Genomic DNA, 22,847 nt, shown 5'->3' with positions numbered 1-22,847 from the left:
GCCCAAGCGACAGGAGACGGATGATGTCGGTAATGCCAAGCGAAATGGACGGGATCGAGATGGTGATCCTGCCCCCGGTGCGTGATCTGGGCGACGGCTTTCAGGTCCGTCGCGCACTTCCTTCGGCCAAGCGCCGCATGGTCGGCCCCTTCATCTTCTTCGATCAGATGGGCCCCACTTTGTTCGACACGGGCGAGGGGCTCGATGTCCGCCCCCATCCCCATATCGGCCTCGCCACCGTCACCTATCTGCTCGAAGGCGAGATATTGCACCGCGACAGCGTCGGCAGCGTGCAGCCGATCCGCCCGGGCGCGGTCAACTGGATGACGGCCGGCAGCGGCATCGTCCATTCCGAACGCACGGCGCCGGACATGCGCGCTGCCGGCGGCCCGCTCTTCGGCCTGCAGACCTGGGTCGCGCTGCCCACTGCGCTGGAGGAGAGTGCCCCCTCCTTCATCCATCATCCCGCCGACGCGCTGCCGCTGATCGAGGAGGAAGGACGCAGCATCAAGCTGATCGCGGGCACGATGCTCGGCCAGGCTTCGCCCGTGAAGACCGCCTCCGACATGATCTATGCCGATGTGGCGCTCGATCATGGCGCCCGCTTCCGCGTCGAGACCGACCATATCGAGCGTGCTCTTTATGTGATCTCGGGCGCGATCGAGGTCGAGGGGCAGACGGGCGCCTTCGAGATGAACCAACTCGTCGTGCTGAAGCCCGGCGCGGAGATCCTGCTCCGGGCGCGGGGCGCCACCCGGCTGATGCTCGTCGGCGGCGAGCCCTTGCCCGAGAAGCGTCACATCTACTGGAATTTCGTCTCCAGCTCGGCCGATCGGATCGAGCAGGCAAAGGAGGATTGGCGCGCCCGCCGCTTTGCCGACGTCCCCGGCGAGACGGAGTTCATCCCCCTCCCCGAGGAACCGAAGCCGGTCCGTTATCCGTAACGGGCGCGCGCAGGGCCGGCCGCTCAGCCGGCCTTGCGCTCCTCCGTCGCGGCCGCCGTCTGGCCGAACAATATCTTGCGCTCCTCCTCGCTGCGGATGCCGGGCGTAGGATTGACCTTCTTGCCCAGCTCATAGGCCCGGGTCGTCGCCGGACGCGCCGCGATCGTATCGAACCAGCGCTTCACATGCGGGAAGTCCTCGAGCGACTGACCCTGCGCCTCATGCGGCACGATCCAGGGATAGATCGCCATGTCCGCGATCGAATATTCCTCGCCGGCCACGAAGCCGCGATCCGCGAGCCGCCGGTTGAGCACGCCATAGAGCCGGTTGGTCTCGTTGACGTAACGAGTGATGGCGTAAGGGAGCTTCTCGGGCGCATAGTTGCGGAAATGATGGTTCTGCCCGGCCATCGGCCCCAGCCCACCCATCTGCCAGAACAGCCATTGCAGCGTCTCCGCCCGGCCAACCGGATCCCCCGCGATGAACCTGCCGCTCTTCTCCGCCAGATAGAGCAGGATCGCGCCGGATTCGAACAGCGAGATGGGATCGCCCCCGCCCGCAGGCGCATGATCGACGATCGCGGGCATGCGGTTGTTGGGCGCGATCTTCAGAAAATCGGGATCGAACTGCTCGCCCTTGCCGATATTCACAGGAAACAGGCGATATTCGAGCCCCGTTTCCTCCAGGAACAACGTCACCTTATGGCCGTTCGGCGTGGGCCAATAGTGCAGATCAATCATAATCCAATCTCCTCATGAGCAGCTGATCGAGATAAAGTGGGACTTCATGGCTTCAATATTCGGCGGATCGTTTCTCGCCCGCCAGCTGTTCGAACGAGGTTTTTCCCATGGCGCCCGATCCCGCCACGCTCGCGCTGCTCGCCGATCTCATCGCCTTCGATACCGTCTCGGCGCGCAGCAACCGGGCGCTGATCGATCATGCCGCCGCCTGGCTCGCCACACGCGGCATCACGGCCGAGGTGCTGCCATCGGAAGATGGAGAAAAGGCCAGCCTCTGGGCCACGATCGGTCCGCATGTGGATGGCGGCATCGTCCTTTCCGGCCATAGCGACGTCGTGCCCGTCGAAGGACAGGACTGGTCGAGCGATCCCTTCCGGCTGGACATACGCGACGGCCGCGCCTTCGGCCGGGGCGTGGCGGACATGAAGGGCTTCATCGCCTGCGCGCTTTCCGCCGCCGCGCGCCTCAACGATGCGCCGCTTAAGCGCCCCATCCATGTCGCGCTCACTTATGACGAGGAGGTCGGCTGCATCGGCGCGCCCAAGCTGCTCGACTGGCTTTCGCGGCAGGCACCGCGCCCCGCCATCGCCTTCATCGGCGAGCCCACATCGATGCAGGTGGTGAATGCGCATAAGGGCATAGTCGTCGCGCGCACCGATATTCGCGGGGTCGAGGCGCATTCCAGCCTCGCCCATCAGGGCGTCAGCGCCATCGGCCTCGCCGCCCGCGCCATCACGCTCCTCCAGCGCATCGAGGCCGAGCTTGCCGTACAGGTGCGGGATGCGCGGTTCGAACCCGATCGCACCACCATCTCGGTCAACCGCATCGGCGGCGGCACGGCGGCCAACATCCTCGCCGGCCATGCCTGGTTCGAATGGGATATACGCTCCATCCCCGGCGTCGATGTACCGGCCACGCTCGCCCGCTTCCGACAGGCGCTTGAGGAGGAGGTAATCGCCCCCGCCCGCGCGCTCCACCCCGGTGTCTCGGCCGCCACCCTGATTGTCGCCGACGCGCCTGCGCTTGCGCCCGAAGAAGATGGCGCCGCCGAAGCGCTCGCCACCCGCCTGCTCGGCACCAACCGGGCCGTCGCCGTCCCCTATGCCGCCGAGGCCGGCCAGTTCCAGCGCGCGGGCCTTTCGACCGTGATCGTCGGCCCCGGCTCGATCGAGCAGGCGCACAAGGCGGACGAATATGCCAGCCTCGATCAGCTCGCCCGCTGCGAGCAGTTTCTCGACCGGCTGGGTGCGGAGCTCAGCCGCTGAACGATCCGCCCCGCGACGATATCCGTAACGATTTGTATGGGGGGCGCCTGCTGGGCTAGGGCATTGGGCATGTCCATGTTGCGCTTGCCCCTTCTCGCCGCCACCGCCCTGTTCTCCGGCACGGCGATGGCTGAGCCCGCCAATCCGATTGATCCGGCCCGCCTCTCCGCCATCGTCAGGACGCTCGCCTCCGAAGAGTTTGAAGGCCGCGCCCCCGGCACAGCGGGCGAGACGAAGACGATCGACTATCTTTCCCGCCAATTCGCCGCGCTCGGCCTTGAGCCCGGCGGCGAAAATGGCGGCTGGACGCAGACGGTGCCGCTCGTCCGCACGCAGATCGGTGCGCCCGCCGCGATGCGCGCCACGCAAGGCGGCAAGGCCCGTCGGCTCGTCCAGTCGCGCGACATCTATGTCAGCACCGTGCGCAACGTCGATCGCGTCGCCATCCGCAACGCGCCGATCGTCTTCGTCGGCTATGGTGTCACCGCGCCCGAACGGAAATGGGACGATTTCAAGGGCGCCGATCTCAAGGGCAAGATCGCCCTCTTCCTCGTCAACGATCCCGATTTCGAGGCCGCACCTACCGATCCCGTCGCGGGCCGCTTCGGCGGCCGGACGATGACCTATTATGGCCGCTGGACCTACAAATATGAGGAAGCCGCCCGGCGCGGCGCGATCGGGGCGCTGATCGTCCATGAGGCGGCCGGTGCCGGCTATGGCTGGGATACGGTGATCGCTCCCGGCGGCGGCAATTATGATATCGTCCGCGCCCCCGGCGCACCGGAACGCGCAGCCCTTCAGGGCTGGCTCGATCGCACCGCCGCCGCCGATCTGCTGCGCGGCGCCGGCCTCGACCTCGAGACGCTGAAGGCGCAGGCCCGCCGCGCCGATTTCCGCCCCGTCGAGCTCAAGGCCACGCGCTTCACCGCCGATCTTCCCGTCACCGCCAGCCGCATCGACAGCCATAATGTGCTGGCGAAGCTTCCCGGCACGAAGCATCCCGACGAAACGATCATGTTCGCCGGCCATTGGGATGCCTATGGCATCGGCAAGCCGGATGCGCAGGGCCGCACCGTCCGTGCCGGCGCCAATGACGATGCGCTTGGGCTGGCCGGCGTGCTGGAGCTGGCGCGCGTCTTCGCTGCCGGCCCGCGCCCCGAGCGCACGCTCGTCTTCGCCGCCTGGACGGCGGAGGAGCGCGGCCTGCTCGGCTCCGAGGCCTATGGCGAAAAGCCGCTCTATCCCCTGGAAAAGACCGTCGCGAACCTGACCCTCGATGTCCTCCAGACGGCCGGCCCGGCGCGCGACGTGATCCTGATCGGTAAGGGACAGGGCAGGCTCGAGGATGATCTCGCCCGTGCCGCCGCCGCGCAGGGCCGCACCGTCTCGCCCGAGGCGCTGCCCGAACGCGGCCTCTTCTACCGCGCCGATCATTTCTCGCTCGCACGGCGCGGCGTGCCGGTGCTGCTGCTGATGGCATTGGGTGGCGGGGCCGACCTGGTGGAGGGCGGCCGCGCGGCGGGCGACAAATGGCTCGCCGACTATATGGCCTGCTATCATCAGCCCTGCGACGCCTGGTCCCCCGATTGGGATCTGAGAGGCGCCGCCGCCGATGTCGCCCTGTTCCACAGCATCGCCAGCGACCTCGCAAATTCCCGTCGCTGGCCGGACTGGCACGAAAGCTCCGAATTCAGGGCGATACGCAACGCAACTGCTACAAAAAGACAGTGAAGTTTTCGATCGTCGTCCCCGGCACAGGGCTCCCATCAAACTACTGCTTTGATGAGAGCCCGGTGCCGGGGCCCATGTCTCTTTCCACAAACAGCACCCTCGGTGGAAAGAGACATGGATCCCAGCCCCCGGGCCCCATCGAAATGCGATTTTGATGGGGCCCGGCGCTGGGATAGCGAGGGTAGTGAGCCGGGGGGAAAGCAGCTCAACCGGCCCTCGCCGCCTCCTGCCATCCGCCGCCGAGCGCGCGGAACAAATCGATCTGCGCCGTCGCGATGCGCGCGTCGGATGCCGCCAGATCCGCTTCGGCTGCGGCAAGCGTACGTTCCGCATCGAGCACCGTCAGCGAATCCACCTTGCCCTCGCGCAGCTGCACACGGCTGATCCGCGCCGCCGTCTCCGCCGCATTGCGTGCCGAGGCGAGCTCGGTGCGGCGCTGCAGCTCATGGCTGTAGCGCGACAGCGCCGTCTCCGTTTCCTCCAGCGCGCGCAGCACCGTCCCGTCGAAGCGGGCGAGCGCGGCGGCGGTGGATGCCTCCGACGCCGCCACGCGGGCACGCGCCGTCTCCTGATTGGGGAAGTTCCAGCTTAGCAGCGGCCCCAACAGCCAGCGCAGCGGCCCCGCGCCGAACATGTCGCTGAGCGAGGTGCCCGTCGATCCGATCGATCCGCCGAAGCTGATCCGGGGATAAAGGTCGGCGGTCGCCACCCCGATCCGCGCCGTTTCCGCCGCCAGCCGGCGCTCGGCCGCGCGCACGTCGGGCCGCCGCGCGAGCAGCGCGCGCCCGTCGCCCACCGGGATCGGCTGATCCAGCCTGAGCGTCGCGCGTCGCGCGCCCGCCTCCGCCGGCAGGTCGGCCGGCGTCCGCCCGGTCAGCGTCGCCAGCCGGAACAGCGCGGCATCCCGCTCGGCGCGGAGCGGCGGCAAGGTCGCGCGCTGCTGGTCGCGCAGCGCCACCACGCGCGACACCTCCAGCCGCGTGCCACGCCCCGCCTCGAACTGACGATTGGTGAGGTCCAGCGTCTGCTCGACCAGCGCCACCGTGCGTTCCGCCACCGCCAGCCGCTCGGCGGCGGCCCCGGCATCGGCATAGGCGCGCGCCGTCTCGGCCGCGACCGCGACACGCGCCACGTCGCGCGCCGCTTCCTCGGCCGCCACATCGCCGCGCGCCGCCTCGATCGAGCGGCTGACCCGGCCGAACAGGTCCACCTCATAGGAAATGGAAAGGCCCGCATCGTACAGCCAGTCCTCGCGCTCGATGCCGGGTTGCCGCTGGATGGCAGACCGCCGCCCATAAGTGCCGCTCGCATCGATCTGCGTCTGCGGCAGCCGCCCCGCCCCCGCCTCGCGCAGCAGCGCACGGGCGCGGGTGAGATTGGCGGTCGCCACCGCTAGGTCGCGGTTCGCGGCGAAGGCATCCGCGATCAGCCCGTCGAGCACGGGATCGCGGTAGAGCCGCCACCATTGATTGTCCGTCTCAGCGGTGCTGACGGCCGGGCTCGCGCTGCCGATGAACGGCCGGGCGGCGCTGGAAGGGGTTTCGGGCCGCTTATAGTCGGGCCCCACGCCGCCCGCGCAGGCGGCGAGCGCCAGCAGGCTGACGAGCCCCATGGATCGCAACAGCTTCATCGCTCTTTTCCTCATTCGGCGGGCTGCAGGGTGGTGCCTTCGGACGCGGCCCGGCGCCTGCGGCCGAGCCGTTCCGCGAGCGTGCGGCAGGCCACGTAGAAGACGGGGGTGAAGACGAGGCCGAAGAAGGTCACGCCGATCATCCCGAAGAAGACGGCCGTGCCCAGCGCCTGCCTCAGCTCCGCGCCCGCGCCCGTCGCGATCACCAGCGGCACCACGCCCAGGATGAAGGCGAAGCTGGTCATCAGGATCGGCCGCAGCCGGGCGCGCGCCGCCTGCACCGCCGCCTCGACGATGCTGGCGCCCGTCTCCTCCGCCTGCTTGGCGAATTCGACGATCAGGATGGCGTTCTTCGCGGCCAGGCCGATCAGCACGATAAGACCGATCTGCGTCAGGATATTATTGTCCATGCCACGCAGGTTCACGCCCGCCATCGCCGCCAGCAGGCACATCGGCACGATCAGGATGATCGACAGCGGCAGCATCAGGCTTTCAAACTGCGCCGCCAGCACCAGGAAGACGAACACCACCGCCATGCCGAAAACGATCGCGGCCGCATTGCCCGCCGCCTTCTGCTGGAAGGCGATGTCCGTCCATTCGCCGCTGAAGCCCGGCGGCAGATCCTCCGCCAGCCGCTCCATCGTCGCGATCGACTGGCCGGTCGAATAGCCCGGCGCCGTCTCGCCATCCACCTCGACCGCGGGGAAGAGGTTGTAGCGCGTCACGCGATAGGGCCCGGTCTTGTCCTCGAAGGTCGCGACCGCGCCGACCGGCACCATCTGGCCCGAGTTGGAACGCGTCTTGAGCTGTGCGATGTCCGAAGGATCATCGCGGAAGGGCGCGTCGGCCTGCGCGGTCACGCGGAAGGTGCGGCCGAGCAGGTTGAAGTCGTTGACATAAGCCGATCCGAGATAGACCTCCAGCGCCTCGAACACGCGCGACGGCGGCACGCCCAGCATATCGGCCTTGGCGCGGTCGATATCGGCATAGACGCGCGGCGTCGCGGTGTTGAACAGCGTATAGACCTGGGTCAGCCCCTCCGCCTTGTTGGCCCCGCCGATCAGCCCGCGCGCGGCCTGCTCCAGCGCCTGATAGCCCTGGGCGTTACGGTCCTGCACCATCATCCGATAGCCGCCGCCATTGCCGATGCCCTGGATGACGGGCGGCGGAATGACGAACACCAGCGCCTCGTCCACCTCGGCCACCGCCTTGCGCATGTCGGCGATGATCGCCGCCTCGCTGCGCCCCGTTTCCGCACGCTCCTCATAAGGCTTGAAGGTGATATAGGCCGCCGCCGAGTTGGACGCCTGCGTCTGGGACGCGCCGTCGAAGCCGGAGAACATCACCGCCGCCTCGGTGCCGGGCACCTGCAGCAGCTTCTGCGTCACGCGACGGAGCAGCGCGTCGGTCCGCTCGATCGAGGTTCCGGGCGGAAGCTGGAAGGCGGCGAGCGCATAATTCTGGTCCTGCGCCGGCACGAAGCCCGCCGGCGTCGCCCAGAACAGCGCCACGGTCGCCCCGATCAGCCCGCCATAGATGGCGAGCATCCGCTTGGGCCGCCGCACGAGAAGCCGGGTGGCATTGCCATACCAGATGCTGAGCCTATCGAAGCCGCGGTTGAAGCGGTCGGCCGCGACAAACAGGATCCGTCGCCAGCCGCGCGCCGGCGCCTCCTCCGCCTTGGGGCGGAGCAGCAGCGCCGCGAGCGCGGGCGAGAGAGTGAGCGACAGGATCAGCGAGATGATCGTCGCCGTCGTGATCGTCACCGCGAACTGGCGGTAGAACTGGCCCGAAATGCCCGTGAGGAAGACGGTCGGCACGAACACCGCGCACAGCACCAGCACGATCGCGACAAGTGCTGTCGAAACCTCGTCCATCGAACGATGCGCCGCCTCTCTGGGCGACAGGCCATGCTCCAGATTGCGCTCGACATTCTCGACCACGACGATCGCGTCGTCGACGACGATGCCGATGGCGAGCACCAGCCCGAACAGCGACAATGTGTTCAGCGAATAGCCGAGCCCCGCCAGCACCGCGAAGGTGCCGATCAGCGACACGGGGATCGCGATCACCGGAATGATCGCCGCGCGCCAGCTCTGAAGGAAGACGAGGATGACGATGACGACGAGCACCACCGCCTCGAACAAAGTGTGCTGGACGGCGCTGATCGATTCACTGATGAACTCGGTCGGGTTCCACACGACACGATATTCGAGGCCCTTGGGGAATTTGGCGGACGCCGCCTTGAGCTCGCTCAAAATCCCCGTGGCGGCGGCGAGCGCATTGGTGCCCGGCCGCTGGGTGATGCCCATGATGATCGAGTCCGTGCCCGACAGATAGGCGTTCACGCCATAATCGGCCGCACCCAGCTCGACGCGCGCGACGTCGGACAGGCGGGTGATGCGCCCCTCGGCATCGGTCTTGATGACGATCTTCGCAAATTCCTCGGGGCTGCGGAAGCGGCCCTGCGTCTCGACATTGAGCTGATAGGCGCTGCCCGTGTCGAAGGGCGGCTGGCCGACCGTGCCGGCGGCGACCTGGACATTCTGGCCACGCAGCGCGGCGACGATCTCGCCCGCCGTCAGCCCGAGCGTGGAGGCGCGGCCCGGATCGATCCAGACGCGCATCGCATAGTCGCGCGCGCCGAACACCTGAACGTCGCCGACGCCGTCGACGCGGGTCAACCGGTCCCGGATCTGGGTCAGCACATAGTTGGAGACATAGGAACGGTCGAGCGAGCCGTCGGGCGACAGCACATTGACCGCCATCAGCCAGGATGGCGATGTCTTGCGCACCACCACGCCCAGACGCCGCACTTCCTCGGGCAGGCGCGGCTCGGCGAGCGCGACGCGGTTCTGCACGAGCACCTGCGCGGTATCGAGATTGGTGCCCAGCTTGAAGGTGACGGTGACGGTGATCCGGCCGTCGCCGGTCGACTGGGACGACATATAGAGCATGTCGTCGACGCCGTTGATTTCCTGCTCCAGCGGCGCGGCGACGGTATCCGCCACCGTTTCGGCCGAGGCGCCGGGATAGCTTGCGCTCACCGTCACGGTCGGCGGCACGACATCGGGATATTGCGAAACGGGCAGCCCGAAATAGGCGAAGGCGCCGACGATCGTGATGATCACCGCGATCACGCCCGCGAAGATGGGCCGTTTGATGAAGACGTGGCTGAGGCGCATGGGTTGCTTCCCTCTTTCCGCCCGCCGGAGACGCGTCCGCCCTTCGCCCGCCGCGAGGGGCGGCAGGCGTCGGCTTCCGGACGGTCAGCCCCGGCGGGCTGAGATTATGTTCGTTCAGCTTGCGGCGGCGAGCGTCGCCTGCGAGGCGGCGGGCGCCGAATAGCTGCGTTCCGCAGGCTCCTTGCCCGGGGCGGTGATGGGCGTTTCACGCGCCTGCACCTTCGCCCCCGGCGCCGCATATTGCACGCCCGACACGACCACCCGATCGCCGGCCGCGAGGCCCGACCGGATCGCGCGCAGCGTGCCCACCCGCGGCCCGATCTCGACCGGCTTCACCGTGATCAGGTCGTCCTTGCCGACGACATAGACGACCTTGCGCGCCTGATCGGTCTGGATCGCCGCGTCGGGCACCAGCAGCGCCGGCCGCGACGCGCCGGAGGCGAGCCGCATATTGCCGAACATGCCGGGGGTCAGGAAATAATCGGGGTTGGAGACGACCGCGCGGCCGCGCACCGTGCCCGATCCCTGATCGATCGCATTGTCGGTGAAGTCCACCTTGCCCTTCCAGCTATAGGCGGTCTCATCCTGCAAGCGTATCTCCGCCTCCTGCGGCGCGCCCTGCCGATCCTTGTCGCGCTGCGACTTCAGGTAGAGCGCCTCGGATCCGTCGAAGCTGAAATAAATGGGATCGAGCGCGAGCACGGTGGTCAGCATCGACTGATTGGCCGAAACCAGATTGCCCACGTCCACGCGCCGATCGGAAATGCGGCCCGTCACCGGCGCGCGCACCCGGGTGAATTCCATGTCCAGCGCCCGCGCCTGCACCTGGGCGCGCGCCGCTTCCACCGCGGCCGCGGCCGAGCGGACGGCCGCACGCGCGGAATCCACTTCCTCCTGGCTGATCGCTTCGGCCGCGATCAGCCGGTCGGCGCGAGCCATTTCGGTGCGCGCCAGCGCCAGCGCCGTTTCCGCGCTGCCCTGCCGGGCACGGGCCTCCGCCAGCGCCGCCGCGAAGGGGCGCGGATCGATCACGAACAGAAGCTGTCCCTTGCGGACGATATCGCCATCACGAAAATGGATCGATTCCAACGCGCCGGACACGCGCGGCTTGATCTCCACCGCCTGGCTCGCCTCGAACCGGCCGACATAATCATCCCATTCGAGGATCGACTGGCTGAGCGGCCGGCTCACCGTCACCGCCGGGATTGGCGGCGGCGCGTCGGCACGCGCGTCCGTGCCGAACAGCGATCGGAGCGCGATGAAAAGCAGCGTCGCGAGGCCGGCCGCCAGCGCGAGCAGGCCCCAGCGGCGCCTGCGCCCACGAGCAATCTCCGCATCCTCCGGATTGGCCTGGATCTGGGCGTGAAGCATGATCTTGTCCCTGTTGCGATACGGCGAGGTTCAGGCGATGCCGGGCAGGCCGCGCTCGATGCCGCCATCGGCGAAATGACTGCGCAGCACGCGCAGCTGATTGATGGTGAAGCCATGGCCGAGAAAGGTCTCGACCTCCTCGGCCGATATGGCGCGCGGCCGGTGGCGTGCGAGCGAGGCGAAGCGGCGCAGCCCTTCCAGGCGCGGATCGGCGAGCGGCGTTTCGGGCTCCATCCCGAACAGCGTCGCCACCAGCCGGCCCAGCCGCCCCAACGGGGCCGCTCCCCGCACCAGCGGCGCGCGGCCCGCCAGATGGATCACCTTGCGCTCCAGCGCGGAGAAGATGGTGTCGATCGTATCGACGAAGATGCGACGGCGCGCCGGCCGGGCGCCGACCGGATCGAGGTCAGCGACGCCGAACAGCCCATCCTCCAAATTGCCTCCAAAGGATCTGTAAGCCATCATTCACCTCGACTCGCATAAAAATGTAACAGACTGGTACGTCTCGCTTGTGCGCTACGTACCGTTCTGTTACATCCTGTCAAGCAGGAAACGAGGACAATGGAGAAGATGCACGATACGAAGGCGCGGAAAGCGAAGTGCGGCAGCGGGAAAAACATGGGTTGCAGCGACAAGAAAACGGCGGCGCAGCGTGTTTTTGAGACGGCGCAGGGTCTTTTTTACCAACGGGGAATCCGCGCGGTCGGCGTGGACGAGATCGTGGCCCAGGCGGGCGTCACCAAGCCCAGCCTGTATCGCAGCTTCGCGTCCAAGGACGATCTCGTCACCGCCTGTCTCAACAAATATGTCGAGGAGGCGCATGCCGCGCTCGATGCCCGCGTGGCGGCGGTAGGCGATGATCCGCGCGAAAAGCTGCGCGCCTATGTCGCCTTCTTTGCGGAAAAGATCGCCCAGCCCGATTATCGCGGCTGCGCGCTTTCCAATGCCGCCGTCGAATTTCCCGAGCCCGGCCATCCCGGCCGCTGCGTGATGGAAGCCTCCAAGACCCGCTCGCGCGATCAGCTCAGCATGCTCGCCCGGCAATTGCCGACGCGGGATCCGGATGCGCTCGCGGACAATATCCTGCTGCTGATCGAAGGCGCGCAGAGCAGCCATCATGTCTTCGGCAGCCAGGGCCCCGCCCAGGCGATCGTGAAGGGGGCCGATGCGCTGATCGAAGCCTTCACCACGGGTGACATGGCAAGCTGAACGACACAAAAAGGGGAATAAGATGGTGAAGATCGCCGGGGCGCGGCCTTTTGGCCGCAATTATGCCTGGGTCGTAGCCGGCGTCACCTTCCTCTCGCTGCTCGCCGCCGCCGGCCTGCGCTCGGCGCCCAGCGTGCTGATGACACCGCTCCAGTCGAGCCTTGGCTGGGATCGGGCGACCCTGTCGGCGGCGGCCGCGATCGGCATCTTCCTATATGGCCTGGTCGGCCCCTTCGCTGCCGCGCTGATGCAGACGCTCGGCATCCGCCGCACGCTGCTCCTTGGTCTGTCGCTGATGGCCGCTTCCACCGCGCTCAGCCTCTTCATGACCGAGCCCTGGCATTATCTCCTCAGTTGGGGCTTGCTCTCGGGCCTGGGCAGCGGCGCGGTGGCGATGGTGCTCGGCGCCGCAATCGTCAATCGCTGGTTCGAGTCCCATCGCGGGCTCGTCATGGGCATGCTGGGCGCCAGCACGGCGACGGGCTCGCTCCTCTTCCTGCCCGTTCTCGCCAAGCTCAGCGAGGGCGGATGGCGGCCCGTCGTGATCGCCGTCGCGCTCGTCTCGGCGCTGCTCGTGCCGATCGTGGCGCTGCTCCTGCCCGAACGCCCCTCGGACATCGGCCTTCTCCCCTATGGCGCGATCGAGGCGAAGCCCGCCGTCCCCGCCGGCCGTCCGGCGGATGCCGTCCGGCTGGCCTTGGGCACCCTCGTCCGCGCGGCGCGCACGCCCGTCTTCTGGCTGCTGTTCGGCACCTTCTTCATCTGCGGCCTCACCACCAACGGGCTGGTCGGCACGCATCTCATTTCCTACTGTGGCGACAATGGCTTGGCCGCGGTCCAGGCGGCCGGGCTACTGGCGCTGATGGGCCTGTTCGATCTGATCGGCACCACCGCGTCCGGCTGGCTCACCGATCGCTATGATCCGCGCAAGCTGCTGTTCGTCTATTATGGCCTGCGCGGCCTGTCGCTGGTGGCACTGCCCTTCAGCGGCTTCGACATCATCAGCCTGTCGATCTTCGCCATATTCTACGGGCTGGACTGGATCGCCACCGTACCGCCCACGCTGCGTCTTGCCACCGATGCCTTCGGCGATCGCGAGGCGCCGATCGTCTTCGGCTGGGTACTCACCGGCCATCAGCTCGGCGCCGCCGTCGCCGCCTTCGGCGCGGGCTGGCTGCGCGAGGCGAGCGGCAGCTATATGGGCGCGTTCGTCCTCGCCGGCCTGATCGGCGTCGGCGCCGGCTTCGCGGCTCTCGCCATCGCCCCCGGGCGCAGGCTCGATCCCGCCCAGGCTTGACCCCGCCCGGACTTGACCCCGCCCTGCAGGAACGCCATGCCCCGCCGCTCGATTCCCGGGGGCGTCACATGTCTGAACGAGCATCTCTAACGGCGGCGGCATCGCCCCGCCGGATCCTGCTGGCCAGCCTGGTCGGCACGGCGGTCGAATTTTACGACTTCTATATCTACGCCACCGCCGCCTCGCTCGTCTTCGGCCCGCTCTTCTTCCCGGCCTCCTCGTCCTCGGCACAGCTCCTCGCCGCCTATGCCAGCCTCGGCCTCGCCTTCGTCGCGCGTCCGCTCGGCTCGATCATCTTCGGCCATTATGGCGACCGCATCGGCCGCAAGTCGACGCTCGTCGCCTCGCTGCTCATCATGGGCGGATCGACGATGCTGATCGCCTTCCTGCCGACCTATCAGACGGCGGGCTGGGTCGCCCCGCTGCTGCTCTGCCTGCTGCGCTGCGGCCAGGGCTTCGGGCTCGGCGGCGAATGGGGCGGTGCTGCCCTCCTCGCGGTCGAGAACGCCCCGCCCGGCTGGCGCGCGCGCTACGGCATGTTCCCGCAGCTCGGCGCGCCCGTCGGCTTCATCGCCGCCAATGGCCTGTTCCTACTGCTCGGGCTCATCCTCACGCCCGATCAGTTCCAGGCCTGGGGCTGGCGCCTGCCCTTCCTCGCCAGCATTCTCCTGGTCGGTCTCGGCCTGTGGGTCCGGCTGAAGCTCAGCGAGACGCCCGACTTCGCCGCCGCGCTCGCCGAAGCGCCGCCGCCGCGCGTGCCGCTCGCCGAGCTATTCCGCTTCCATCTGTGGCCGACGATCGGCGGCACGTTCGCGGTCGTCGCCTGCTTCGCCCTCTTCTATCTCTCGACCGCCTTCGCGCTGGGCTATGGCACCACGGTGCTCGGCGTTCCGCGCGCGCAGTTCCTCGCGCTCCAGCTCTTCGCCATATTGTTCATGGCAGGCGGCATCGTCTGGGCCGGCTATCTCGGCGATCGTTTCGACGCGCGCCGCGTGCTGATGGCGGGCTGCCTCGGCACGATCCCGCTCGGCCTGCTGATGGCGCCGCTGATGGGCGGCGGCTCGATCGCGCTGACCGGCCTGTTCCTCAGCCTGGCGCTGCTGCTGATGGGTTTCGTCTATGGCCCGCTCGGCGCCTGGCTGCCCAGCCTCTTTCCGGCGCGGGTGCGCTATACGGGCGCATCGATGGCGTTCAACGTCGGCGGCATATTGGGGGGCGCGCTCTCGCCGATGATCGCCCAGGCGCTGTCCCAGAAAGGCGGCCTGCTGCCCGTCGGCCTCTATCTCGCCGCCGCGGCGCTGATCAGCTTCCTGGCGATGCTTCCGCTCGGCCGCATCCGGCACTGATCCGGCTCGCGGCTTCCGGATGAACGGCGAGGATATTGCAGAAATCGCCGGGCGCTACGTCGATCGGCCGGAAATCGCCGTCGATCAGCCGGAAGAAGCGATAGCCGATCCCTTCCAGCAGCGCCCAGGAGGTTTCGGCCGAACCACCCTCGCCCCCGGCGTTCAGATAGGCGTTGCATTCGAACAGCACCGCTGGCTTCAGCCGCGCAAGGCTTTCGAGCCCGCCGCGGAGCACCATCGGCTCGGCGCCCTCCACGTCGATCTTGACGAGATCGAGCCGGGTGAGGCCCAGATCCTCGACCAGCCTGTCCAGCCGCCGCGTCTTCACGCGCTCGCCCGCTTCGGCCCGTGCATTGGCGATCAGCGAAAAGGCCTGCGGATCGTCGCCCAGCGGCACATGATGGAGCAGCGCCTCGCCATCCGTATCGGATGCCGCCTCGCGCAGCATCGTCACATGGCCGAACCCGTTAAGCTCCACATTGCGCTGCAGCCGCAGATAGGCCTCATGCCCCGGCTCCAGCGCGATCACCTTTCCCGTCGAACCGACCAGGCGCGCGGCCTTGACCGTATAGAGGCCAATATTGGCACCCACGTCGAGGAAGATGTCGCCTGGCCCCAGCAGCCGGTGCAGCTCATGCAGATCGGGCTCCACCCGATCGCGCAGCAGATAGGCCGAAACGGTCGTGTAGCGCAGATCGGCCGGCACGCGCAGTCTCTCGCCGCCTTTCGTCAGCGGGAATATCGGCTCCCGGCCCAGCGCCACCATGCCGGTCAGCGCCACCGCACGGCCGATCACGGCTACCGGATCGGCACGGAAAGCGGGCTCCGCGAGCAGCTTGGAGATGCGACGCATGAACATGGATGATCCCTTCGACTGACCGTGCCTTGCCTCCTCCCTAAGCAAGCAAGGTTAATCAGTTCACAATGCCGAAGGGAAAGATGCCGCCGTCACCGCCTCGCCCGCTGCCTCCTGCCGCCGCCGCATTTCGGGCAGGAGCCGCCGGACGGCGAGCGCGCTGCCGATCGCGGTGATCGCCCAGGCCGCCATGCTGGCTACCGCCCCGCCAAGCGCCCCGAAAGCCGGGATCAGCGCGAGGCACAGGCTTATGCAGACCGCAAGCTGCACCAGCATCAGCCGGCGCAGCACATCGCCATGGCCGGTCATCGCCAGCAGCACATCCTGGCAGGGCAGCAGGCAGAAGAGCAATTGGCCGAAGGCGAGGATCCACAGCACGCGCACCGACATGTCCGACGCGCTGCCGAGCAGTTGCAGCAGGGGATAGGCGCCGAGCAGCATCGCCGCGATCATCGGCAGGCAGACCGCCATTGATATCGACCGTATCTGCCTGTCCACCTTACGCAACCGCGCGAATTCGCCGCGCCGATAATGGCGCGCATAGGCCGGCGCCACGATCGCGCCGATGCTGAGCACGACGGTGGAAACGAGCATCGAGAGCCGGTTGGCGATGCTGAATTCGCTCACCTCCAGCGGCGCCGCGAACCGGCCGAGGACAAGGATGGGCAGCGACAGCAACCCCGCCTGCCCCAGCTCGACGATGAACAGCGGCCGCGCGCTCGCCCACAGGCTCGGCAGCGGCTCGGGCGCCATGTCGGGCGCCGGCTCGCCGTCCGTCATGCGGCGCCATTCCCGCGCGATCAGGGCAATGCCCAGCAGGCAGCTCAGCGCGAAGGCGCCGCCATAAGCGAGCAGCAGCCGGTCGAGATCGTCCGCGCCCAGCATCAGCGCGCCGAGCGACAGCACCGGCACCAGCGCATTCATCACAAGCTGCGCCATCGCCCCGCGATCGAGCCCGATCAGCAGATAGGCGCAGGCAAAGGCCAGATTGTTGAGCGGGACGATCAGCGCGGCGAGACGCAGCGCGCGTTCGAGCTCCGGGTGGCGGAACAGCAGATGCGCGATCGGCCCGGCCGCCAGCGACAGAAGCAGCGCCACCAGCAGGCTCGCGCCCAATATGGCTGCCGTCCCCATAATCGCCTTGCGCCGGGCGGCGACGCTTTGTCCCACGGCGAGCTCCGCCGCGACATGGCGGGTCAGCGGCTTTTCCAGCCCCATACGCGCGAATGTGGCCGTGAAATGAACGATGCTCAGGCACAGGAAGAAACGGCCGGACGCATCACCCCCCAACAGCCGCGCCGCAAGCGCATAGAGGCCGAACTTGCTCACCGCCTCCAATGCCCGCGTGGCAAGCGACAGGATGATCCCCAAGCCTCGCTCCGACAGGGCGGTGATGATCTTCGCCAGCAACTGCGCATCCATGCGGGAGCCGCCGGGGCGGCGGGAAAGGCCCCTTATCATCATCATTCGATCGCGATGACCAGCCTTGTTTCGGGCCCGCCACGCGGATTGCGCAGGAATGATTTGTTTACCACGCCATGGAATAGGAGGCGCATCGCCCGTCATGGGGCAATCGAACGGAGTTCCCGTCCGGGGGTATCGCAGATCGTGGAATTCGGCGGAGGACAAACGGCAGAGGCGACATCCGGACGCGCCATGAACGGCGCGCTGTCGCTGCGCGATATCCTCGTCCAGGCCTTCTACAATCGCTGGATCATCGCCACCTGCCTGCTCTTCGGCCTGTTCGTGGGATTGCTCGGCGCGGTCCTCAGCCCCAGCTACTTCACCGCCGAAAGCCTGCTGCTGATCCGCACCGATGCGGGCATGGCGCCCCAGAGCATCGCAGCCCCCGGCGAGGCCCCCTCCGCCGATGCGGTGAAGCGCATATTGGAATCGGACATCCGCATCCTCCAGAGCGAGCCCGTGCTCCGCGCCACGATCGAGCGGCTCGGCATCGTGCCCGCGACAGGCGAGGAGAGCGGCCGCCGCACGGTCCGCGCGGTGGAGGAGTTCCGCAGGAAGCTGCACGTCACGGTTCAGCCCGATACCAACATCATCCGCATCGCCTATGAGAATCGCGACCGGGCAACCGCGATCCGCGCGGTCGCCATGCTCGTCCAGGTCTATGGCGACCAGCGCTCGGGCGCCTATCTCAACAAGGCCGGCCAGGCGCAGGAACGCGAAATCCGGCGCTATGCCGACGATCTGCGCTCGATCGAAACGCAGATCCAGGATGTCCGCGCCCATGCGGACGTGCTGGACATCAGGCAGGATATCGAGCTGGCGAGCAATCGCCTCGACGGGCTCGGCCTGCGCGCCAGCCAGTCGCGCGAGCGGCTGAGCGCGGTCGAGGCCGAGCTGGCGGCCGCTGCCGGCGAGCTTTCGCGCACGCCCGCGCAGGTGCTCGACAGCCGGGAATCGACCAATGCGCGGGCGAATGACGAGGCGCGCAACACGCTCTTGCGCCTCAAGCTCGATCGGCAGCATCTGCTGGAACAATATACGCCCGAATGGCCGGGCCTGCGCGAGCTGGACAGGCGCATTGCGGCCGCCGAGGAGCAGCTCACCGCCAATGGCGAGGCGCGTTCCATGAGCGAACGCTTCGTGCGCAATCCCATCGTCGATCAGCTCCGTGGGCGCATGGCCGCGCTGCGCATGGAACGCCAGGCGCTGCTCCGCCAGCTCGCCGATCTCGATCGGCAGATGCGCGAGGCCGGGGGCAAGGCCGGCCAGCTTCGCACCGCCGATCAGGAGCTGCGCGATCTTCAGCGCACCCGCGACGTGATAGAGAATATCTATCGCCAGCTCTCGCTGAGCCAGGCCGGCACCAAGCTCCAGAACGATACGGTAGACGACAGCAGCAGCAGCGTCCGTATCGTCCAGCCCGCGACCGCCCCCACCCGCCCGAGCAGCCAGGCGATCACCTTCCTCATCGCCGGAATCCTGCTCGGCATCGTCGGCGCGGTCATCGCCAGCGGCGTCGCCACGCTGATCCGCCAGGTGTTCATCACGCCGCGCGAGGCGGAACGCGCGCTCCGCCTGCCCGCGCTGGCGGACGTGCCCAGGGATCAATCCAATTTCCGCAAGGAAGCGGGCCGCGCGGCGGTGCAGCCGCTCACCTCCTATCTGATGGACGGGATGATCGACGATCGGCCGCTCAAGATCGTGCGCATCGCCGGCACCGATCCCGACGAGCGCTCCGGCCTCGCGCTCGCCATCGCCCGCTGCATGGCCGGCCACCACAGGCAGGGGACGCTGCTGCTCGATCTCAGCCGGGAAGGCCATCTGCGCCAGCCCCTGAGCGAGGAACGCGCGACCGGGCATATCCCGCTCGGCGGGACGGACGTGCCGCTGGCGGAAAGCGAGATCGAGCTTCTGTGGATGATCGTCGAAGGCGGTCAGGCCGCGCTACGCGACAGCCGCATCGGGCTGGCCGATCTGCGTAGCTTCATGGATCATGCCCGCGCCGTGTTCGATCGTATCGTCATCATCGGCGATGATGACGACCGGGGCCAATATCTCACGCGCCGCAATTATCGGCTGGCCGACGCCAATCTCCTGATCGTCCGCGCGGAACGCACGCGCGCGCCCGCCATACAGCAGCTTCGCGACACGATATTGGCGGCAGGCGGCGACCTGCTCGGCTTCGTCTACACCGGGCGGAAATATCATATTCCGGGAAGGATCTATCGATGGTTGTGACGCGTGGGGCCCTGCTCCCGGCGCTGATGCTGCTGCTGGCGGCCTGCTCGACCACCCAGTCGATCCGCCCGCGCGAGAGCGAGCCGGCTGGCTTCGCGCCCTGGAGCGACCTTCCCCCCGTCTATCGGCTGGGCGCAGGCGACAGGATCAAGGTCGATTATCTCCTTACCCCCGAAATGGCCGAGGAAGCCGTAATCGGGCCGGACGGCTATATCGGCCTGCGCGCGGCGGGCCGCGTGCCGGCGCAAAATCACAGCATCCCCGAATTGCAGGCGCTGATCGAACAGGCATCGCGCCGCATGCTGCGCAATCCGATCGTCACCGCGAGCGTGGTCGAGGCGCGTTCGGCACGCGTGATCGTCGGCGGCGCGGTGCGGACGCCGGGCGTCTATCCCCTTCCGTCACGCGCCTCGACCCTGGAAATGGTCGTCCAGGCCGGCGGCTTTCAGGCGGAAAGCCGGATGAATCAGGTGGTGGTGATCCGCCCCCGCCCCGGCGAGCGCGCGATGCTGCGCACGGTGGACCTGCGCCGCTTCATCTCCACCGGCGATCAGGCGGACAGCATCGCGCTCGCCCCCGGCGACATCATCTTCGTGCCGCGCAGCCGCATCGCGGAGGTGAACCTCTGGATCGAGGAGAATATCAACCGGCTGCTGCCCTTCACCCGCTCGTTCAACTATAATATCGGCCGTACCGTCGGCAATCTCGGCCAGTGATGCGGCCTCCGCCCGCCGATCGTCCGGACCGCCGCTGGTTCCTCGGGGTCGAATTCACGCCGCTCACGATCGATGCGGCGGTAAGGCGGATCGTCGGCCGCGATCCCGGCGCCCCCTTCGCCTATGTGGTGACGCCCAATGCGCAGCATGCCGTCGCCGCCTGGCACGGGGATATGCGCTTCGCAGCACCTCAGCGCTCCGCCTGGCTGCGGCTCAACGACAGCGCGATCCTGAATCTCCTCTCGCGCCGCCTGTTCCATGACGCGCTGGCACTCGCCCCCGGCAGCGACCTTACCGCCGCGCTGTTCGCCGGGCCGATCTCGCCCGAGGATCGGCTGACGATCATCGGCGGCAGCGCGGAGATGGAACGCCGCCTGCGCGACCGCTTCGGCATGCGCCATATCGCGCGCCACGATCCGCCGATGGGCTTCATCCACGATCCTGCCGAGGTCGAACGCTGCGTGGCGTTCGTCCTTGCCAATCCGGCCCGCTATATCTTCTTCGCGGTGGGCGCCCCCCAATCCGAGATGGTGGCGCTCGAAGTGCATCGGCGCGGCGACGCGGCCGGCGTGGGGCTGTGCATCGGCAGCTCGCTCAATTTCCTCACCGGCCTCGTGCCGCGCGCACCGCGCGCCTTCCGCCGCGCCAATCTGGAATGGCTGTACCGCCTCGGCCGCAACCCGATCGGCCATGCGCGGCGCGTGTTCATCGAATCCGTGCCGATCCTCGCCATCGCCGCCAGGGCCCGCATGATGGCGGACCAGGATCGGGCGCATCGCGGAAAATTGGCAGCATGATCCATCCGCCGGCGCGCCACGGCATGGTGATCGCCCCCGTGCGCGGGCGCATCATCGGTCGGCCGGTCCCCGCCCCGCGCGAGCGGACGCAGGCCGCGCCCGGCGCGGGGCGCGGCTGGCAATTCCCGCTCATGCTCCTCATCCTGATGATGTTCGGGCAGAGCTTCCAATATGTGAACGACTTTCCCCCGCTCTATCTGCTGACCAAGGCATGGCCGCTGCTGATGCTGCCCGTCGCGGCATGGGCGGTGATGCGGGTCGACCTGCCCTATCGCCCGCTGCTGCTCATTACGCTCTTCTGGACGATGGCGATCACGCCCTTCGTCGGTGTCGTCATGCTGGGCAACACGATCGTCGGCGCGATCGCCTCCACCGCCAAGGTCTGGGCGCTCGGCACGGGCTTCGCCATGGCGGGGCTGCTCGCCTGCTTCCGCCCGGACCCGGCGACGCTCCGCCGGGGCATTTTATGGCTCGGCGCCATCAGTTTCGCTGCCTTCCCCCTCCTCTGGGCGGTGATACCCGAGCAATATTATCATCGCGGCATCGCCGAGACGAAGCTCTTCCTGTGGGACGAGGATCGAGGCCTGCGCCTCTATGTACCGATGTTCTTCGGCATGCTCACCCTCTTCTTCACCGCCCGATCCTGCTGGGAACGACCGCAGGCCTGGAAGCTGCTGCTCGTCGCCTTCTTCTTCCTGGTGATGGTCACGCTCTACAAGCAGCGCATGCCGATTTTGGGCGCGGCGCTCGTGATCCTCATCGGCGCGGCGCTGAGCGCCGGGCGCTGGCGCACAGCCGCGCTCGTCGGGCTCGGCGCAATGGGTGCGCTGGCGGCGATACCGCTCTCCTTCTATCTCCGGTCGGACAATGTCGCGCGCCAGCTCGGCGGCTCGCTCACGACGCGGCAGGCGGAGATCGAGGCCGCCATCGCTTTTCTCGACGATCGTCCGCTGCGCTGGCTGATCGGCGCGGGCAGCGCGACGCGGATCGGGGACACCAGCCTCGCCGATATCGTCGGCGCGCGCCTCTTCTTCCTCGCGGATATCGGCTGGCTGGGCGTGATCTTCGAATATGGCGCGATCGGCGCCGCAATCCTGCTCGCGCTGCTGCTATCGGGGCTCAGGCTCGCTTGGGCGGCGGCGAAGGTCGGCGGGCCGTTCGCAGCGGCGCTGTTCGACTATATTCTCTATTTCCTGATCAGCTCGCCCGTCACGCCCGTCGTCTTCGCCCCGGGCGAGCTAATGTTCTGCATGGCGCTCGCACATTATCTGCGCCGGCGCCATGCGGAGGAGATGCCATCCCCCTCGCTCCCCACACGCATCCGGTTCAGTTCAGATAGAAATCGATCGTGGTGACGACGCGCACCTTCTGGAACGGGCTGTCATTGCCCGATCCGGCATTTTCCCCATAGCGCGCGCCGACCGAGAAATAGCCCTGCGTCGCCTGCTTGATCGCACCCACCGAAGCGCCCGAATCCTTGGCGAACTGCTCGGCGCCGGCGCGTGCATCCTTGGTCGCCGCCGCGATCATCGCGGGCTTGATGTCGTTGAGCTTGGTGAAGCTGTAGACCATGCCCGATCCATCCTCGAGCGCCACGCCCTGGCGGACGAGCCGCGCCTGCTGGGCAAAGGCGCGCCGCGCCTGCATCACCTTGGTCGTCCGCAACTGGAGCCGCTGGCGAATGGTGGTGATGAGCTGGCCCTGATTATTGGTATATTGGTTGACGTTGACGCCAGCGACCTGGATCTCGTTGTCGGCAAAGCCATTGGCCCGGAGCAGCGCAAGGATCGTCGCCGTGTTCCGATCGATCTGCGCCTGAAGGCCGGTGAGGTCCGTGCCCGTCGCCGAATAAGCGAGCGTCCATGTCGCCAGATCGGCGGTGACGTTGCGTTCGGCCAGGCCTCGCATCGTCACCGATCGATCCGCATGGCGCGCCCGGACAAGCCCATTGCCCAAGAGATAGCCGCCGACGATCAGCCCGATCGCAAGGATCAGCGCGGCGATGATCGCGGTCGTGCGATCGTTGCGAATATCGGCCATAACCTCTCCCGTCTTCTG

General features: G+C 67.7%; 18 protein-coding genes. 10 read left to right on the top strand and 8 right to left on the bottom strand.

The features are described from left to right. The first annotated feature begins 23 nt into the window (after positions 1 to 23). Complete coding sequence (locus CLG96_RS12680) at positions 24 to 944, top strand: pirin family protein (RefSeq protein ID WP_107968753.1); 921 nt, start codon at positions 24 to 26, stop codon at positions 942 to 944. Between the two features lie 23 nt (positions 945 to 967). On the opposite strand, the gene CLG96_RS12675 is transcribed toward CLG96_RS12680, so the two are convergent. After that, positions 968 to 1,684, bottom strand: a complete 717-nt coding sequence (locus CLG96_RS12675; RefSeq protein WP_107968337.1) for a glutathione binding-like protein — start codon at positions 1,682 to 1,684, stop codon at positions 968 to 970. Positions 1,685 to 1,791: 107 nt separating this feature from the next. Here CLG96_RS12675 and argE point away from each other — a divergent pair, with 107 nt between their 5' ends. Together argE and CLG96_RS12665 are read left to right on the top strand one after the other, a co-directional pair. Beyond that, on the top strand, positions 1,792 to 2,949 hold the full coding sequence (argE, locus tag CLG96_RS12670) for an acetylornithine deacetylase (RefSeq protein ID WP_107968336.1): 1,158 nt from the start codon (positions 1,792 to 1,794) through the stop codon (positions 2,947 to 2,949). A 75-nt stretch (positions 2,950 to 3,024) separates the two neighbouring features. Beyond that, complete coding sequence (locus tag CLG96_RS12665; RefSeq protein WP_207796703.1) at positions 3,025 to 4,680, top strand: M28 family metallopeptidase; 1,656 nt, start codon at positions 3,025 to 3,027, stop codon at positions 4,678 to 4,680. A gap of 205 nt (positions 4,681 to 4,885) precedes the next feature. Here CLG96_RS12665 and CLG96_RS12660 read toward each other — a convergent pair whose 3' ends face one another. The 4 genes from CLG96_RS12660 to CLG96_RS12645 all read right to left on the bottom strand — a co-directional run bounded on the left by CLG96_RS12660 (position 4,886) and on the right by CLG96_RS12645 (position 11,331). Then, entirely contained in the window at positions 4,886 to 6,310 is a 1,425-nt protein-coding gene (locus tag CLG96_RS12660; RefSeq protein WP_107968335.1) for an efflux transporter outer membrane subunit, read from the bottom strand. Positions 6,311 to 6,321: 11 nt separating this feature from the next. Then, entirely contained in the window at positions 6,322 to 9,495 is a 3,174-nt protein-coding gene (locus CLG96_RS12655) for an efflux RND transporter permease subunit (protein WP_107968334.1), read from the bottom strand. Positions 9,496 to 9,609: 114 nt separating this feature from the next. Continuing rightward, on the bottom strand, positions 9,610 to 10,869 hold the full coding sequence (locus CLG96_RS12650; protein ID WP_480935823.1) for an efflux RND transporter periplasmic adaptor subunit: 1,260 nt from the start codon (positions 10,867 to 10,869) through the stop codon (positions 9,610 to 9,612). 27 nt (positions 10,870 to 10,896) lie between these two features. Continuing rightward, positions 10,897 to 11,331, bottom strand: a complete 435-nt coding sequence (locus tag CLG96_RS12645) for a hypothetical protein (RefSeq protein ID WP_133175398.1) — start codon at positions 11,329 to 11,331, stop codon at positions 10,897 to 10,899. A 153-nt stretch (positions 11,332 to 11,484) separates the two neighbouring features. Between CLG96_RS12645 and CLG96_RS12640 the strand changes: the two genes are divergently transcribed. The 3 genes from CLG96_RS12640 (at position 11,485) to CLG96_RS12630 (ending at position 14,718) form a co-directional block, all read left to right on the top strand. Further along, positions 11,485 to 12,075 (top strand): TetR/AcrR family transcriptional regulator, encoded by a 591-nt coding sequence (locus tag CLG96_RS12640; RefSeq protein ID WP_107968748.1) that lies wholly within the window; start codon positions 11,485 to 11,487, stop codon positions 12,073 to 12,075. A gap of 22 nt (positions 12,076 to 12,097) precedes the next feature. Continuing rightward, positions 12,098 to 13,372: an MFS transporter gene (locus CLG96_RS12635; RefSeq protein WP_107968331.1), complete on the top strand. Its 1,275-nt coding sequence runs from the start codon at positions 12,098 to 12,100 to the stop codon at positions 13,370 to 13,372. Positions 13,373 to 13,440: 68 nt separating this feature from the next. Next, the gene (locus CLG96_RS12630; protein ID WP_107968330.1) at positions 13,441 to 14,718 is read left to right on the top strand and encodes an MFS transporter; all 1,278 of its coding nucleotides are present in this window, start codon (positions 13,441 to 13,443) and stop codon (positions 14,716 to 14,718) included. On the opposite strand, the gene CLG96_RS12625 is transcribed toward CLG96_RS12630, so the two are convergent. Continuing rightward, positions 14,675 to 15,577, bottom strand: coding sequence for an FkbM family methyltransferase (locus CLG96_RS12625; RefSeq protein ID WP_207796684.1), 903 nt, complete (start codon positions 15,575 to 15,577; stop codon positions 14,675 to 14,677). The genes CLG96_RS12630 and CLG96_RS12625 overlap by 44 nt on opposite strands. 60 nt (positions 15,578 to 15,637) lie before the next feature. Continuing rightward, entirely contained in the window at positions 15,638 to 16,996 is a 1,359-nt protein-coding gene (locus CLG96_RS12620) for a lipopolysaccharide biosynthesis protein (RefSeq protein ID WP_165799639.1), read from the bottom strand. Positions 16,997 to 17,230: 234 nt separating this feature from the next. On the opposite strand from CLG96_RS12620, the gene CLG96_RS12615 reads away from it, so the two are divergent. The 4 genes from CLG96_RS12615 to CLG96_RS12600 are packed head-to-tail and all read left to right on the top strand — an operon-like array spanning position 17,231 to position 22,144. After that, positions 17,231 to 19,276 carry a GumC family protein gene (locus CLG96_RS12615; protein WP_165799638.1) on the top strand — a complete coding sequence of 682 codons (2,046 nt, stop codon included), beginning with the start codon at positions 17,231 to 17,233 and terminating at the stop codon, positions 19,274 to 19,276. Further along, positions 19,267 to 19,992, top strand: coding sequence for a polysaccharide biosynthesis/export family protein (locus CLG96_RS12610; protein ID WP_107968328.1), 726 nt, complete (start codon positions 19,267 to 19,269; stop codon positions 19,990 to 19,992). The genes CLG96_RS12615 and CLG96_RS12610 overlap by 10 nt, the downstream gene beginning before the upstream one ends. Beyond that, entirely contained in the window at positions 19,992 to 20,789 is a 798-nt protein-coding gene (locus tag CLG96_RS12605; RefSeq protein WP_107968327.1) for a WecB/TagA/CpsF family glycosyltransferase, read from the top strand. The genes CLG96_RS12610 and CLG96_RS12605 overlap by 1 nt, the downstream gene beginning before the upstream one ends. Beyond that, entirely contained in the window at positions 20,786 to 22,144 is a 1,359-nt protein-coding gene (locus CLG96_RS12600) for a hypothetical protein (protein ID WP_107968326.1), read from the top strand. The genes CLG96_RS12605 and CLG96_RS12600 overlap by 4 nt, the downstream gene beginning before the upstream one ends. Here the strand turns inward: CLG96_RS12600 and CLG96_RS12595 are convergent. Beyond that, positions 22,116 to 22,829 (bottom strand): SIMPL domain-containing protein, encoded by a 714-nt coding sequence (locus CLG96_RS12595; protein WP_107968325.1) that lies wholly within the window; start codon positions 22,827 to 22,829, stop codon positions 22,116 to 22,118. The two genes, CLG96_RS12600 and CLG96_RS12595, sit on opposite strands and share 29 nt — an antisense overlap. Positions 22,830 to 22,847: the final 18 nt, after the last annotated feature.

Origin of the sequence: Sphingomonas oleivorans (genome assembly GCF_003050615.1) — a bacterium.
Taxonomy (GTDB): Bacteria; Pseudomonadota; Alphaproteobacteria; order Sphingomonadales; family Sphingomonadaceae; genus Sphingomonas_H; species Sphingomonas_H oleivorans.
This window is presented reverse-complemented; position numbering and strand designations above follow the sequence as displayed.

Coding starts and splice junctions, on each gene's coding strand:
- CLG96_RS12680 (WP_107968753.1), top strand. CDS start 24: ATGTCGGTAATGCCAAGCGAAATGGACGGGATCGAGATGGTGATCCTG.
- CLG96_RS12675 (WP_107968337.1), bottom strand. CDS start 1,684: ATGATTGATCTGCACTATTGGCCCACGCCGAACGGCCATAAGGTGACG.
- argE (WP_107968336.1), top strand. CDS start 1,792: ATGGCGCCCGATCCCGCCACGCTCGCGCTGCTCGCCGATCTCATCGCC.
- CLG96_RS12665 (WP_207796703.1), top strand. CDS start 3,025: ATGTTGCGCTTGCCCCTTCTCGCCGCCACCGCCCTGTTCTCCGGCACG.
- CLG96_RS12660 (WP_107968335.1), bottom strand. CDS start 6,310: ATGAAGCTGTTGCGATCCATGGGGCTCGTCAGCCTGCTGGCGCTCGCC.
- CLG96_RS12655 (WP_107968334.1), bottom strand. CDS start 9,495: ATGCGCCTCAGCCACGTCTTCATCAAACGGCCCATCTTCGCGGGCGTG.
- CLG96_RS12645 (WP_133175398.1), bottom strand. CDS start 11,331: ATGATGGCTTACAGATCCTTTGGAGGCAATTTGGAGGATGGGCTGTTC.
- CLG96_RS12640 (WP_107968748.1), top strand. CDS start 11,485: ATGGGTTGCAGCGACAAGAAAACGGCGGCGCAGCGTGTTTTTGAGACG.
- CLG96_RS12635 (WP_107968331.1), top strand. CDS start 12,098: ATGGTGAAGATCGCCGGGGCGCGGCCTTTTGGCCGCAATTATGCCTGG.
- CLG96_RS12630 (WP_107968330.1), top strand. CDS start 13,441: ATGTCTGAACGAGCATCTCTAACGGCGGCGGCATCGCCCCGCCGGATC.
- CLG96_RS12625 (WP_207796684.1), bottom strand. CDS start 15,577: ATGTTCATGCGTCGCATCTCCAAGCTGCTCGCGGAGCCCGCTTTCCGT.
- CLG96_RS12620 (WP_165799639.1), bottom strand. CDS start 16,996: ATGGATGCGCAGTTGCTGGCGAAGATCATCACCGCCCTGTCGGAGCGA.
- CLG96_RS12615 (WP_165799638.1), top strand. CDS start 17,231: ATGAACGGCGCGCTGTCGCTGCGCGATATCCTCGTCCAGGCCTTCTAC.
- CLG96_RS12610 (WP_107968328.1), top strand. CDS start 19,267: ATGGTTGTGACGCGTGGGGCCCTGCTCCCGGCGCTGATGCTGCTGCTG.
- CLG96_RS12605 (WP_107968327.1), top strand. CDS start 19,992: ATGCGGCCTCCGCCCGCCGATCGTCCGGACCGCCGCTGGTTCCTCGGG.
- CLG96_RS12600 (WP_107968326.1), top strand. CDS start 20,786: ATGATCCATCCGCCGGCGCGCCACGGCATGGTGATCGCCCCCGTGCGC.
- CLG96_RS12595 (WP_107968325.1), bottom strand. CDS start 22,829: ATGGCCGATATTCGCAACGATCGCACGACCGCGATCATCGCCGCGCTG.